The 13,671-nt window shown below is 50.0% G+C and carries 12 protein-coding genes; 9 read left to right on the forward strand and 3 right to left on the reverse strand.

Translation table 11 applies throughout. The features are described from left to right. The first annotated feature begins 37 nt into the window (after positions 1–37). From FCN78_RS07545 to sstT, 4 genes are all read left to right on the forward strand, one after another. The gene (locus FCN78_RS07545; RefSeq protein ID WP_069362721.1) at positions 38–607 is read left to right on the forward strand and encodes an LON peptidase substrate-binding domain-containing protein; all 570 of its coding nucleotides are present in this window, start codon (positions 38–40) and stop codon (positions 605–607) included. Positions 608–670: 63 nt separating this feature from the next. Then, complete coding sequence (locus FCN78_RS07550; protein ID WP_069362720.1) at positions 671–1,303, forward strand: sigma-70 family RNA polymerase sigma factor; 633 nt, start codon at positions 671–673, stop codon at positions 1,301–1,303. Continuing rightward, complete coding sequence (locus FCN78_RS07555; protein ID WP_077658728.1) at positions 1,300–1,974, forward strand: ChrR family anti-sigma-E factor; 675 nt, start codon at positions 1,300–1,302, stop codon at positions 1,972–1,974. The genes FCN78_RS07550 and FCN78_RS07555 overlap by 4 nt, the downstream gene beginning before the upstream one ends. A gap of 306 nt (positions 1,975–2,280) precedes the next feature. After that, positions 2,281–3,498 carry a serine/threonine transporter SstT gene (gene sstT, locus FCN78_RS07560; protein WP_069362718.1) on the forward strand — a complete coding sequence of 406 codons (1,218 nt, stop codon included), beginning with the start codon at positions 2,281–2,283 and terminating at the stop codon, positions 3,496–3,498. Positions 3,499–3,636: 138 nt separating this feature from the next. Here sstT and mlc read toward each other — a convergent pair whose 3' ends face one another. Then, the gene (gene mlc / locus FCN78_RS07565) at positions 3,637–4,851 is read right to left on the reverse strand and encodes a sugar metabolism global transcriptional regulator Mlc (protein WP_077653429.1); all 1,215 of its coding nucleotides are present in this window, start codon (positions 4,849–4,851) and stop codon (positions 3,637–3,639) included. A gap of 263 nt (positions 4,852–5,114) precedes the next feature. On the opposite strand from mlc, the gene queE reads away from it, so the two are divergent. Next, positions 5,115–5,780: a 7-carboxy-7-deazaguanine synthase QueE gene (gene queE / locus FCN78_RS07570; protein ID WP_077521503.1), complete on the forward strand. Its 666-nt coding sequence runs from the start codon at positions 5,115–5,117 to the stop codon at positions 5,778–5,780. Positions 5,781–5,945: 165 nt separating this feature from the next. Here the strand turns inward: queE and queD are convergent, their stop codons facing one another. Then, a complete protein-coding gene (gene queD, locus FCN78_RS07575; protein WP_069362715.1) occupies positions 5,946–6,308 on the reverse strand; it encodes a 6-carboxytetrahydropterin synthase QueD in 363 nt (120 codons plus the stop codon). Between the two features lie 266 nt (positions 6,309–6,574). Between queD and FCN78_RS07580 the strand changes: the two genes are divergently transcribed. The 4 genes from FCN78_RS07580 to FCN78_RS07595 all read left to right on the forward strand — a co-directional run bounded on the left by FCN78_RS07580 (position 6,575) and on the right by FCN78_RS07595 (position 12,802). Then, complete coding sequence (locus FCN78_RS07580; protein WP_077658729.1) at positions 6,575–8,194, forward strand: methyl-accepting chemotaxis protein; 1,620 nt, start codon at positions 6,575–6,577, stop codon at positions 8,192–8,194. Between the two features lie 103 nt (positions 8,195–8,297). After that, positions 8,298–9,698 carry an asparagine--tRNA ligase gene (gene asnS / locus FCN78_RS07585; protein WP_069362713.1) on the forward strand — a complete coding sequence of 467 codons (1,401 nt, stop codon included), beginning with the start codon at positions 8,298–8,300 and terminating at the stop codon, positions 9,696–9,698. 192 nt (positions 9,699–9,890) lie between these two features. Next, on the forward strand, positions 9,891–11,084 hold the full coding sequence (locus tag FCN78_RS07590) for an amino acid aminotransferase (RefSeq protein WP_077521505.1): 1,194 nt from the start codon (positions 9,891–9,893) through the stop codon (positions 11,082–11,084). Between the two features lie 164 nt (positions 11,085–11,248). Continuing rightward, positions 11,249–12,802: a methyl-accepting chemotaxis protein gene (locus tag FCN78_RS07595; RefSeq protein ID WP_077521507.1), complete on the forward strand. Its 1,554-nt coding sequence runs from the start codon at positions 11,249–11,251 to the stop codon at positions 12,800–12,802. Positions 12,803–12,884: 82 nt separating this feature from the next. Here the strand turns inward: FCN78_RS07595 and folE are convergent, their stop codons facing one another. After that, positions 12,885–13,541 carry a GTP cyclohydrolase I FolE gene (gene folE, locus FCN78_RS07600; RefSeq protein WP_069362710.1) on the reverse strand — a complete coding sequence of 219 codons (657 nt, stop codon included), beginning with the start codon at positions 13,539–13,541 and terminating at the stop codon, positions 12,885–12,887. Between the last annotated feature and the right edge of the window lie 130 nt (positions 13,542–13,671).

Raw genomic sequence — 13,671 nt, forward strand, 5'->3', positions numbered from 1 at the left:
TGGGGAGCATGTTGAATCAATAGAAGGAGGCATAAGTATGACTAAGCTGTTTCCTTTGCCCCTGTTTTTGCTACCGGGTGGCAGGGCAAAACTGCGCATTTTTGAACCCCGTTATTTACGCCTCGTCCGAGAGTGCTCTGCAAACCAAGAGGGGTTCGTGCTGGCAATGATGCAGGGAAAACGCCTGTACAAATACGGCACACTGGTCGACATTGTCGATTTTGAAACACTCTCTGACGGTTTATTGGGGATTACGATCGCCGGCCGTCAACGTGTGGAAATTCTATCGACCGATCAAGAAGCCGATAAGTTGTGGGTGGGTGACATACGGGCTCTCAATGATTGGCCTCATGACGAGTATTTGGATGATGACCAAGCCGACGATAAAGCGCATATTGCTGCCGGGCTAAAACATGTCTTTGCGGCCCATCCTGAGCACGCAGAGCAATATGAGGCGGCCCCTTTCGACGACTTAACTTGGAGCTGTCAGCGTTGGCTGGAGATATTGCCGCTTTCTAATGCGCAAAAACAATGGTTTATAGCGCAAGAATCGGCAGAAGAAGCGAAACAATTCATCAGTCAGCTGCTCGAAGAGGAAGTCGAGTGATCCAATCACTGCTACTCACGTACTGGTAGCCAAATGGACGGCTACGACAGATAGGACTCAACTATGACTGCGCCACAAACCATGTATACTGAGACCACCATTTCCAGACGGGACACGCGTGCCAACATGACTGACGTGACGAAGGAAGAGTTGTCTGCATTATTATTAAAAGTCTCGGAGAAGCGCGACCGCGCCGCTTTTGAACGTCTTTTCCGGTTTTTTGGTCCCAAGATCCGCTCGTACGGTGCCAAGCACCTTCGTGCTGACGGCCAGGCGATGGAATTGGTACAAGAAACCATGTTAGTGGTGTGGCGCAAAGCCCACTTGTATAACTCGGACAAAGGCGCAGCGACCACGTGGGTGTTCACCATTATGCGTAATATTAGCTTTGATATGTTGCGTAAGGTGCAATCGAACCGGGAAGACAATTTCAGTGATGATATTTGGCCCGTGCTCGAATCCGGCCAGCAGGACAATGAATCGGATGCGGGTGCGCAATATATGATGGATCAAGAGTTGCTGTCGTTCATTGATGAGTTACCCGACGTGCAACAACAAGTGGTAAGAGGCGTTTATCTGAAACAGCTTACCCATCAAGAGTTGTCAGAACAGTTGAACGTGCCGCTGGGCACCGTAAAATCCCGATTGCGTTTAGGTCTGGAAAAGCTCCGCAATCACCTGGAGGTAAAACAATGATTAAATATCACCCATCGACCGATTTACTTGATGCGTTTGCAGCTGGCAAACTGCCCACCTCGATGGCGATTGCGTTGTCAGCGCATGTTGAGCTTTGCCAGGAATGCCAAGCATATGTCGCCGCTGCAGAAGCTTCGCTTGCACAGACCGTGTTCGACGAGGAAGAAACGGCCGCTACTGATTGGGATTATGCGGCTGAAGACGAAATGCTTGCTGCCATTTTCGAAGATACGGCCGCCAATGATGGTGCCGTCGATGCACAAGCACCCGTCCGTTCAACACAAATAAGTGTCAGTGACAAAACCTACACACTGCCACGCGCGCTACAACGCTTTAGTGATTCCAACTGGTCATCATTTGGCAAAGTGCAGCGCGCCCGGTTGAACCTTGATGAAGGGGCAACACGTGCCAGTTTCCTTCATATTGATGAAGGCGGCTCGGTGCCAGCGCACACCCACAAAGGTTATGAATTAACACTGCTGCTTGACGGTACCTTCGAAGATGAAAGCGGTGAATACGTGCCGGGCGATTTTATCTTGCTCGATAGTCGTCATCACCATACGCCATTCACCCAACAAGGCTGCCTATGCTACACGGTTGCGAATGCGCCGCTCTATTTCACTAAAGGCGTAAGCAAACTACTCAATACCGTGGGACATGCGATTTACTAAAAATTTCTGTGTTAGTTGTTATCCTTCTGGCGGCTGCGAAGCCGCCTTTTTTTATGCTAAAGAGGCAAGAGAATGCATGCATTTACTCGGCGAAGCTCCCCGTTATCATCATTAATCTCGCAGCGATAACAGAATAATTACACCTGGTAAACCTTTACTTAATGACAACTCTCCGCCTCAACCCTACATAACTAGTGCAAAGTAGTAATTTTCCCTTTACATCAGGTGAATCAAACTGGTTTAATTCGTCACTTCTAACGATTCATTAACAGCCATTGATAATAAACACAGTGAAGTGAGAGTCACATGAGTCAAACACAACTCGCCAGTGTCAGCCGAGGCAACTCGTTGGTACTTCAAATCCTTGTCGGTATTCTTGCCGGCGGTGTCCTTGCATACCTGTCTCCTGAGTGGGCAGCGAATGCAGGGCTGTTCGGACAACTCTTTGTCAGCGCGTTGAAAGCCGTCGCCCCCATTTTGGTCTTCGTTTTAGTGGCAGCTTCCATTGCTAACCAAAAGCAAGGACAGCGCGCCAACATGCGTCCCATTATTGGTCTATATCTTGTCGGTACGCTGGCTGCCTCACTGACGGCAGTCACCATGAGTTTCTTATTCCCAACAACCTTGGAATTTGCCACCACAGATGCCAGCATCACCCCACCAGAAGGGATTGGCCAGGTATTAAGCACCTTGCTTTTCAATATCGTGGACAATCCAGTCAGTGCATTGATGAACGGTAACTACATCGGGATCCTCGCTTGGGCGATCGGTTTGGGGATTGCTTTGCACCACGCATCAAATGAAACCAAGCGCGTATTTTCCGACGTGTCAGAAGGCGTGTCGATGATCGTGCGCTTTGTGATCCGTTTTGCGCCTTTGGGTATCTTCGGTTTGGTCGCCAGCACACTGGCTAAAAGTGGCTTTGATGCCCTAGCAGGTTATATGCACCTTCTCGGTGTGCTATTGGGTAGCATGTTCACCATCGCATTGGTGGTTAACCCAGCGATTGTGTACTTCAAAACAGGTCAAAACCCCTACCCACTGGTTTTAAAATGCCTACGTGAAAGTGGCATAACCGCCTTCTTTACCCGTAGTTCAGCCGCTAACATCCCGGTGAATATGCAACTGTGCCGCCGTCTTGAGTTGGATGAAGACACCTACTCGGTTTCGATTCCACTGGGTGCAACCATTAACATGGGCGGTGCGGCGATCACCATTACCGTATTGACGTTGGCAGCAGTTCACACTTTGGGTATTGAGGTGGATATCGCCACCGCGGTGCTACTGAGTATTGTCGCGGCAGTATCAGCCTGTGGTGCATCTGGTGTGGCCGGCGGCTCATTGCTGTTGATCCCACTGGCCTGTAACTTGTTCGGGATCCCACAAGAGATTGCTATGCAGGTGGTAGGGATTGGCTTTACCATTGGCGTCTTGCAAGATTCCGCGGAAACCGGCCTCAATAGCTCAACCGATGTGGTATTTACCGCAGCCGCTTGCATGGCTGAAGAAAGAAAAAATAGTTAACATCGCTATTTAAAGAAATACTTTCACAAAAGCAGGTGCGAATCACCTGCTTTTTTTATCTCTGATAGACAGGACAAAGCCATCATTCAGGTTAGTTTTTCAGCGTTACCACGCGTCATAGCACTGAAACGACGACGCCTATCCTTCCAGCACTTTCATCAGCAAATTGCCATCGTACATGGCTTGTTTGACCATCGCTGCGCCAGGCATGGTGGCTTGGGTATAAAAATAGCTCTCTTCCAACACCAGGTGCTTACTATATAATGGGATGGTTTGGGTCTTTAAACACTCCATAATCGCGGGATAAAGCACGCTCTTGGCACGATTAAACTCTCCGCCAAAGAGTATTTTTTCTGGATTGAATAAATTCACTACAATCGCGATAGCCGTACCCAGGTGATGCCCCAACTCAGTGATCACCTGATGCGCGAGCCCATCGCCTGCCACCGCCGCGTCGCAAATGCCGTCTATGGTTAATGGTTGACCCTGTAACTGGCTCGCGTGCCCCTCATCCAGTAGCGTCTGTACCTGTTCATACACGGCAGAGAGACTGGCGACCGTCTCAAGGCAACCATAATTACCGCAAAAACAGCGTTTGCCGAAAGGCTTAATCTGGATGTGGCCCAACTCGCCCACATTGCCAATACGCCCTTGAAGGACTTTACCCTCGAGTATGATGCCGGCACCGACCCCATTATGAACAGCCACCAACACTGCACTATCGGATTCTTTCGCGTTGCCAAATAACTTCTCTGCCAACGCCCACGAGCGCGTATCGTTACCGACAAATACTGGCAGCCCCGTCTCACGGTGTAACACCGGCCCCAGCGGCATATGATCAACCTCAAAGTATGGCATCTGGATCACTGTGCCTTGCGCGCTGTTCACCAATCCAGGGAGCGATACCGCAATACTGGTCACGCGATCGACCGTCTCTTGGTGGCGTGAGAAAAAGGCTTTTACGTATTCAACCACCGTGGAAAGCAAGGCATCCTGCGCCATGACATCAATTTCATGGCGTTCTTGAATAAGGATTTCACTACTCAGTGAGTGCAGTGCCATGGTGAGATAACCACGCCCTAGTCGCATGGATAAGAATTGCCAGCCCTCATTGTCCAGCACCAAGCCGACAGCGGGCCGACCACGCATGCTGGTACCCTGTATTTGTGTTTCTTTGACCAAGTGCGCGTCCATCAACTCTCGAACAATTTTGGTAATACTGGCGGGTGCTAATTGACTGCGTTTCGACAGTTCGATCCGAGAAATCGGGGCAAAACGGTCGATTAAATTATAAATCGTCCCCGCATTTTTACGCTTGATGTGATCAATATGTCCCGGCTGCCCAATAATCATGCCTTGTCCTATAACTGCTTGGCTATGGTGATACCCCTGATACCACCTGTCTTCGTGAATTTTTTTACTTCGCGAACTAATTGTGAAGCAGTAAGCCACTAGCCCGTGATGTGGGTCACTTTAGATCGCTGAAATCGCGCACAAACTCACAAAACCCGCTTAAACAGTAACGCTGTTCAACGGCTAATCACGCGTGAAAAAACAAGATCTCAGCCGTATTCATTGGCATAATGTGGCGCTTTACATCGACCGCTACCAACCATATGTACCGAGTTAACGAAATATTTGAAACCATTCAGGGCGAAGGCACGTTTACAGGGGTTCCCTCTGTGTTTGTCCGATTACAAGGCTGCCCTGTTGGTTGTGCCTGGTGCGATACCAAACAAACTTGGGAAACCGATGAAAAAGATCGGAAAGACAAGATTTTCATCATTGATAAGTCTGAAGACTCTCCCGCTTGGTGCTGGCTCAGCGCTGATGCGATTACCGCCGATATTCTAAGCCGCTATCACGCGCGTCATATTGTGATTACCGGTGGTGAGCCTTGCCTTTACGATTTAAAACCGTTAACCCATGCGCTAGAAGCCGCTGGCTGCCAATGCCAAATAGAAACGAGTGGTACTTATCCGATTGAAGCGTCGGCTAATACCTGGGTCACTGTGTCTCCGAAAATCAATATGCGAGGGAAGTTGCCAGTGCTCAAAGAGGCAATGGCGCGGGCAAATGAAGTGAAACACCCGGTCGGAACAGAGAAAGATATTGATCAGCTTGATGCGCTACTCACCACCTGCCCGCCGCCTGATACGGCGACCATTGCGTTACAGCCCGTGAGTCAAAAAGCGCGCGCGACCCAGCTGTGCATTGATACCTGCATTCAGCGAGGCTGGCGGCTATCGATACAAACACATAAGTATCTGGCGATTGCCTGAGCATCGATGGTAAACACCCCTCTCATCCTGACCGCACCGGACGCGCTATACGGCGTTCTAGCGCGACCAAGGTGCCGCACGCTAGCCAAGTATCACACTTGATATGGAGAGCAACGGCCTAGGTCGCCGCCGCTCAGATCCGTGACTCGTGCAACGCCACGCGCCTTAGTCACCGTAATAGGTACAGCCGGCTGTGCAGGTCTCTTTGACCATGACTTTACTGAGTAACGGTAAATCTGGCTTAACCTGTTGCCAAATCCACTGTGCGAGTACTTCGCTGGTCGGATTCTCCAGCCCTTCAATCTCATTGAGATAATAATGGTCAAGGCGGTTATAGATAGGCTTAAACGCCGCTTTGATTTCCGCGAAATCAATTACCCAGCCTGTGTGAGGATCCACCTCACCTTCTACGTACAAACGCACGATAAAAGAGTGTCCATGTAGACGACCACACTTGTGTCCCTCAGGGACATTAGGAAGGTGGTGTGCCGCTTCAAAGGTGAACTCTTTAAACAACTCGGTGGTCATTTTATCTCTTCCAACAACAATAAGAGGCCGCATGCTACTCAAATTAGCCGGATGACTCAATCGCTTCCTCGCCAGCTAAGCGCAGCTAACATTCCAATCTGGCATTCAGTCGACAATGCGGACTCGTGTCTCAATAACAGGACGATTTACGTCGATGAAATCACACATTTTATATGGGGACTCCCCCACTCGCGCACTCTGGGTTTAACATAGTGGCTACAGGCTATAACTGATAAATCTATAACTTAATAACAAATGGTTGACTCATGCGCATGACCCTTGCGAGCAAAATTCTTCTTGCTCTTTTTCTTGTTTTCGCTCTGGTGCTCGTCACGTCTTTGGCCTACCAATCTCATCAGCAAAAGGCACTGATGACATCGATTGTTAGTCAGCAAACGCTCGATAAAGCCTCTAACTATTTTGATAGCCTTAACATGTTGATGTTGACGGGCACCATTAGCCAACGAAATACCTTACGCGAAAAAATGCTTTCTCATGAAGGCATTGAAGAGGCGCGAGTGATCCGTTCCGACGCGATTACTCGCTTTTTCGGCCCTGGCAATCCCGAGCAGTCACCACAGGATGCGATTGATCAGCGCGCACTAGACGGTGAAACCATTGTTGAAACCGTCGACAGCAACGGTGAAAAAGGACTCGTGGTTGCTCTGCCAATGAAAGCCAGTAGCGATTATCGCGGGACTAACTGTCTGCAGTGCCACGTCGCCGAAGAAGGGACGGTGCTTGGGGTGATTCGCCTGGAATACGATCTCGAGCCGCTTTACGGCACCATAGATAAAGAAATGCTCATTACTGCCGGGATCATGGGCAGTATTGCCGTGTTGGGTTTTCTGATCTCATTAACTGTGATCCGCCGTTGGGTGGTGTCTCCGTTGAAGCGGGTCTCTGCGTTTATGAAACGTACCAGCCATGATAAAAACCTCGCGGAGCGTCTCAATGATACCCGAGGCGATGAAATTGGCGAGCTATGTGATAGCTGTGATCAGTTGCTTGATAACTTCTCTGCCAGCTTGCAACAAGTTCAGCGCACCTCCGAGACACTGTCAGCCGAGGCCATGAACTTGATTCGCGTCTCTAGCCATACCGACCAATTAGCGGATAGCCAGCGTCATGAAACCAATGATATGTCATCGGCGATCGATAATGTTCAACAGCATCAACATGATATTCAAAACCGCACCCAAGAGGCGGCGCAACTGAGTGAGTCAGCCGCCACCAGCGCCAATCAAGGCAGTGACCTTGCCAATGTTGCCGCCAATGATATTCGCAAATTAGTCGAAGATATTAGCCAGGTACGCAGCCAAATTTTGGATGTGAACCAGCAAAGCCAGCAAGTGACCACCATTTTGGGCGTGATTCGTGAAATTGCCGAACAAACCAACTTGCTCGCGTTAAATGCCGCTATCGAAGCGGCACGTGCTGGCGAACAAGGCCGAGGTTTTGCGGTCGTCGCCGAAGAAGTGCGTAACCTTGCTAGCCGCAGTCATGATGCCACTGGAGAAATCCAGACTATTATCGAGAACCTGTGTGCAGGTAGCGAAGCCTCGGCACAAGCGGTGGAAGCGACCAGTGACAGTGCGAATCAGCGCGGAGAAACCGTCATGGCGCTCTCTGAGGCGCTAGGCAACATCGCCGATCAAGTCACTACGGTGAATAACAACGCGGACGACATTAGCCAGCAAAGCGAGCACCAAGCGCAAATGACCGATGCCCTCCTCTCTCAAGTGGGTCGAATCCAAAGCCACGCGAATGACACCGCCAGCAATGCGAATGAAGTCAAAGCGATTAGCGCGAATCTTGAGCAACTGGTTGAGCAGTTAGAAGGATTAATTGGCCAATTTAAGCTCTCAGACTCGCCTAAGTCTTGAAGCTATACAGGATACAGGTAAACTTGCTAGCCTAACTTGCAAAATCAATGATGCGGTCATCACTGAATGGCCGTATTACCCTAAACGGAGATAGAAGCGAATTATGACATACGCGCCTGTAGTAGACGTCCTGCGCGGCAAGGCGGCAGTCGACACTGAAGTGACTGTGCGTGGATGGGTCCGGTCACGCCGAGATTCCAAAGCCGGTATTTCTTTCCTTGCCATTTACGATGGTTCTTGTTTTGACCCTATTCAGGCCGTGGTCCCTAATGAGCTGGATAATTATCAGCAAGACGTTCTTCGCTTGACCGCTGGTTGCTCGGTCGAAGTCACGGGTAACGTGGTCGAGTCGCCAGGAAAAGGCCAAGCCTATGAGCTGCAAGCCACAGCCGTGAAAGTCGTCGGTTGGGTAGACGACCCTGATACCTATCCGATGGCGAAAACACGTCATTCTATCGAATACTTGCGTGAAGTGGCCCATTTGCGCCCACGCTCAAACGTGATTGGTGCGGTGGCGCGCGTTCGCCACACCTTGTCACAAGCGATCCATCGCTTTTTCCATGAGCAAGGCTACTACTGGATGTCTGCGCCATTGATCACCGCCTCAGACTGTGAAGGTGCTGGCGAGATGTTCCGCGTCTCTAGCTTGGACTTGGCGAATGTGCCCAAAACCGAACAAGGCGACGTCGACTTTGACCAAGACTTTTTCGGCAAAGAAGCCTTCTTGACTGTATCCGGCCAGCTAAACGCCGAAACCTATGCCTGTGCGTTGAGCAAAGTCTACACCTTCGGCCCAACCTTCCGTGCTGAAAACTCAAACACCAGCCGTCACTTGGCGGAGTTTTGGATGGTCGAGCCGGAAGTGGCGTTTGCCGATCTGGATGATTCAGCGGCCCTCGCAGAAGCCATGCTCAAGTACGTGTTCAAAGCGGTGCTTGAAGAGCGCCAAGACGACATGAAATTCTTTGAGCAACGCATCAACAAAGACGTACTCACACGTCTAGAAAAGTTCGTTAATGCAGATTTTGCCCAGGTGGATTACACCGATGCGGTCACCATCTTGCAAAACAGCGGCCAAACTTTTGAGTTCCCAGTAGAATGGGGAATCGATTTAGCCTCTGAGCACGAGCGCTATCTTGCAGAAGAGCACTTTAATGCCCCGGTGGTCGTTAAAAACTACCCGAAAGATATTAAAGCCTTCTACATGCGCATGAACGATGACGGCAAAACCGTTGCCGCGATGGACGTGCTAGCACCAGGCATTGGCGAAATTATCGGTGGTTCTCAGCGTGAAGAGCGTCTTGATGTGCTTGACCAACGCCTAGAAGAAATGGGTCTTGAGAAAGAAGATTTCTGGTGGTACCGCGATCTTCGTCGCTACGGCACTGTCCCTCATTCAGGCTTTGGCTTGGGCTTTGAGCGTCTCGTTTCCTACGTGACAGGAATGAGCAATATTCGCGATGTGATCCCGTTCCCTCGCTCACCACGCAATGCCAACTTCTAAATAAACTCGCGATTCAAAAGGCTGCATATTGCAGCCTTTTTCTTGTGTTTTGACTACGTAAGTCGCGCTTTTACAGCATAAACCGATACCGAACGCACAACTGGCCGCTTGTCCTCCGGTTTCTATTGTTCTCGACAAGTGTTATAAAAAAGCCAGTTTGACTTTCATTCATCATAACCATGGACGACACCAATGTTTGAGAAAATCTCTGCCGCTCCCGCTGATCCTATTCTAGGACTGACTGAAGAATATAAAGCTGACCCACGTGAAGACAAAATCAATCTCGGGGTGGGCGTCTACAAAAACGAGCACGGTGAGACACCGGTACTCCCTTCTGTTAAAAAAGCCGAAGCACTACTTCTCGACAGAGAAAACACCAAGTCTTACTTAAGCATTCCCGGCACGGCCGAATATGGCCTCGCGGTGCAACAACTGCTGTTTGGTGAGCAAGCTGACGTGATCAACGACAAACGCGCACATACCGCACACTCTCCAGGTGGCACCGGCGCCCTTCGTTTGGCTGGTGAGTTTATTAAACGTCACCTTGGCGAAGTGACGGTATGGATAAGCAACCCAACCTGGGCCAACCACAAAGGCGTGTTTACGGCCGCTGGCCTCCCTCTTGCTGAGTACAGCTATTATGACGCGGCCAAGAATGATAAAGATTTCGAGGCAATGGTCGCTGATCTTGAAAAGGCAAACGCAGGTGATGTTGTGCTGCTCCACGGTTGCTGCCATAACCCGACTGGCATCGATCCTACCGAGCAAGAGTGGCAAGCCCTCGCTGAGCTATGTCAGCGTAAAGGCCTATTGCCGATGTTCGACTTTGCCTATCAAGGTTTCGCCACTGGTGTCGAAGAAGATGCCGCCGGCTTACGCATTTTTACCAAGGTGTGTCCCGAGCTGCTTATCGCCAGTTCGTTCTCGAAAAACTTTGGCTTGTACAACGAACGAGTGGGTGCATTCACGCTCGTTGGCCGTAACCAAGAAGAAGCCACCAAGGCCTTTAGTCAGGTGAAAACCATCGCTCGCGTTATCTACTCTAATCCACCTGCTCATGGTGCCGCCGTCGTCACCACCATCTTGAATGACGCGACGCTCAAAGCGCAGTGGTTGCAAGAGCTGGCGGACATGCGCGATCGCATCAAAACCATGCGTACCGAGTTTGTCAAAACATTGAAAGCGCAAGGCGTGTCGCGTGACTTTAGCTTTATCGAGCAGCAAAACGGCATGTTCTCGTTCTCTGGGCTCAATAAAGACCAAGTCAATGCATTAAAAGCTGATCATGGCGTGTATATCGTCGGCTCAGGCCGTTTAAATGTGGCAGGCATGACGCACACTAACATGGTGCCACTTTGCACTGCCATCGCAAAGGTTTTAGACTAGGCACCGCTGTCTTAAAACTGAAACAAAGGGCCGCAAGGCCCTTTTTTTATGGGCTCCGCCCAGAAAGAAACAATTTATTAACACAATTATTAATAAAAATCTCCAGCCACTACACTAATACCAATAAGGCTTTTAATTGACTGTGACCAAAAAAGATAAAGACTATGAGCAATAATGAAGTTGTATTTGGTGACGATGAGCGCCTCGTCTCGACCACTGATAAGCGCGGGGTGATTACCTACTGTAATCCTGAGTTTATTCGCATCGCTGGCTACGATGAAGAAGAACTCACAGGTGCGCCTCACAATATTATTCGTCACGCCGATATGCCCAAAGCGGCATTTGCAGATATGTGGCGCGCCTTAAAAGCCAACCAACCTTGGCGCGGCATAGTTAAAAACCGTTGTAAAAACGGCGATTACTATTGGGTAGACGCCTATGTCACTCCCATTTATGAGCACGGCCAAGTCACTGGCTATCAGTCCGTCAGGGTGAAGCCTGATCCGGCCGTCAAACATCGCGCCGCACAAGCTTACCAAGCTCTGTGCCGGGCAGAGAAAAATGGTAAATCGATGAAGCAGTTATCGGTTGCCGATATTCCTGCGGCGTTGAAGTACACATTCATGGGGTTGGGATTGGTCGCCGCCCCTGTGTCGCTTATTTTCGATAGCGCCATATCGGGCTGGGATATTGCAGGTGCCATTGCGATGCCTTTAGTGCTCGGTACCCTCTTTCGTGATGAGCTGTTCACCTTGCCTACTCTCGCGCGTGGCATACAGGACAATTACGACAGTATCAGCCGTTATATCTACTCGGGGACCGGGCTTAGCTCTGTGGTTGATTATAAAGTGAAAATGCTCAACGCCCGCATTCGCACCATTCTTGGGCGCATGCTCGATGCTTCACTGTCACTGAATCAATTTTCAGATGAGTTGAGCGCATTATCAACACGCGTGTCCGATGCCATCAATAAACAAAGCCATCAGATTTCCTCGATTGCCGGTAACATTGATCATGCCTCTGAATCGGCGAACAAGGTATCTGATAACGCCCAGCAAAGTGTTGAGCGACTGCAATCAGTCCAGCAGCAAAGCAAAGAAACCGAGGCCTTGTTACAACAAACGGGCGAGCAGCTAAAAACGCTCTCTCAACAATCGGAAAATTCGCTCACCGCGACGCAACAGCTGTCTGCCACCGCCGAGCGTGTGACCGAGTCAATGAGTGAGATCAGTGGCATTGCCGAGCAGACGAATTTGCTGGCGCTGAATGCGGCGATTGAAGCGGCACGCGCCGGAGAACAGGGCCGAGGCTTTGCGGTTGTTGCCGATGAAGTGCGGGCGCTTTCCAGTCGGACGCAAACGGCCACAGAGCAAATTCAGTCATCGATTCAAGAAATGCACGACACCATTTCGCATTGGCAAACCCAAATTCACGAAAGCCACGAACAAACGCAAGCGTGTGTTGATACCACGGATCACAGCATTGCGAGCCTACACTCGGTCAGAAATGCCATCGCAGATGTGGTGGGCCGTACGAATGAAACGCATCACTCTGCCCAAGCGCAATTAGAGAGCTTCACAGCCATTAGCCAAGAGATCCATGATATCGAATCGGTTTCTCAGCAAAACCTCAACGAGGTTAACGACGTTTCCGAGGCAAGTAGCCAGCTGCGAGATAAAGTGCGCCAGTTCCACGATATTGCTCGGCAATTCGAGTAAACTACCAGCGTCTCCACGTTAGCTGTACTAAAAAAGCCCCAACCTGTTTCCAGATCGGGGCTTTTCATCTCTATGCTGGCCGTTATTGAATGCCGTGCAAAAACTCCGCCCGTGTTGCGGCGTTCTTTTTGAACAACCCACCCAGTGCGGTGGTGGTTGTCTCACTGTTGGCATCCATCACACCGCGAGATTTGACGCAATAATGTGTCGCTTCGATACGTACCGCGACGTCCTCGGTTTCTAGTAATGTTTGCAATGCCACCAGTACCTGACGGGTCAGTCGCTCTTGCACTTGTGGCCGTTGGGAGAAGAAACGTACGATCCGGTTGATCTTCGACAGGCCGAGTACCTTATTATTGGGGAGATACGCCACCGTCGCTCGGCCATCAATGGTGACCAAATGGTGCTCACAAGTGCTGGTGACCGAGATGTCTTTGACGCGCACCATCTCGTCGCAACCCATCTTGTTATCAATCATGGTGACTTTGGGAAATTGCGAATAATCCAAGCCTGAGAAAATCTCATCAACATACATCTTGGCAATGCGAGCCGGTGTCTCGGCCAAGCTATCATCGGTGAGGTCTAAATCGATCGACTGCAGGATTTCACGCATGTGAAACTCAATTTTTTCTTTTCGTTCTTCAGAAGACATCGCGGATTTAGCCGTCATTGGGGTTTCAATACCGCGAGCAATCAACGCTTCCTGAACTTTTTTTGCAGCATCGCTCAATGCCATGATGGATTCCTTTTTGGGTCTGCCTAGCCGTTCTTTTACTTACACACTGTGGCCAGTGTCGGATCAGTGCTGTCACTAAATAGAAGCATAACGTTAATATCTAAAAAATACACCTCGTGGATGCTGTGGTTTT

The sequence above is a fragment of the Salinivibrio kushneri genome (assembly GCF_005280275.1).
Taxonomy (GTDB): Bacteria; Pseudomonadota; Gammaproteobacteria; order Enterobacterales; family Vibrionaceae; genus Salinivibrio; species Salinivibrio kushneri.

Bases quoted from the DNA above. Each gene is read 5' to 3' on its own strand.
- FCN78_RS07545 (WP_069362721.1), top strand. From the start codon at position 38: ATGACTAAGCTGTTTCCTTTGCCCCTGTTTTTGCTACCGGGTGGCAGG.
- FCN78_RS07555 (WP_077658728.1), top strand. From the start codon at position 1,300: ATGATTAAATATCACCCATCGACCGATTTACTTGATGCGTTTGCAGCT.
- sstT (WP_069362718.1), top strand. From the start codon at position 2,281: ATGAGTCAAACACAACTCGCCAGTGTCAGCCGAGGCAACTCGTTGGTA.
- asnS (WP_069362713.1), top strand. From the start codon at position 8,298: ATGACATACGCGCCTGTAGTAGACGTCCTGCGCGGCAAGGCGGCAGTC.
- FCN78_RS07550 (WP_069362720.1), top strand. From the start codon at position 671: ATGACTGCGCCACAAACCATGTATACTGAGACCACCATTTCCAGACGG.
- mlc (WP_077653429.1), bottom strand. From the start codon at position 4,851: ATGATTATTGGGCAGCCGGGACATATTGATCACATCAAGCGTAAAAAT.
- FCN78_RS07595 (WP_077521507.1), top strand. From the start codon at position 11,249: ATGAGCAATAATGAAGTTGTATTTGGTGACGATGAGCGCCTCGTCTCG.
- FCN78_RS07590 (WP_077521505.1), top strand. From the start codon at position 9,891: ATGTTTGAGAAAATCTCTGCCGCTCCCGCTGATCCTATTCTAGGACTG.
- queD (WP_069362715.1), bottom strand. From the start codon at position 6,308: ATGACCACCGAGTTGTTTAAAGAGTTCACCTTTGAAGCGGCACACCAC.
- FCN78_RS07580 (WP_077658729.1), top strand. From the start codon at position 6,575: ATGCGCATGACCCTTGCGAGCAAAATTCTTCTTGCTCTTTTTCTTGTT.
- queE (WP_077521503.1), top strand. From the start codon at position 5,115: ATGTACCGAGTTAACGAAATATTTGAAACCATTCAGGGCGAAGGCACG.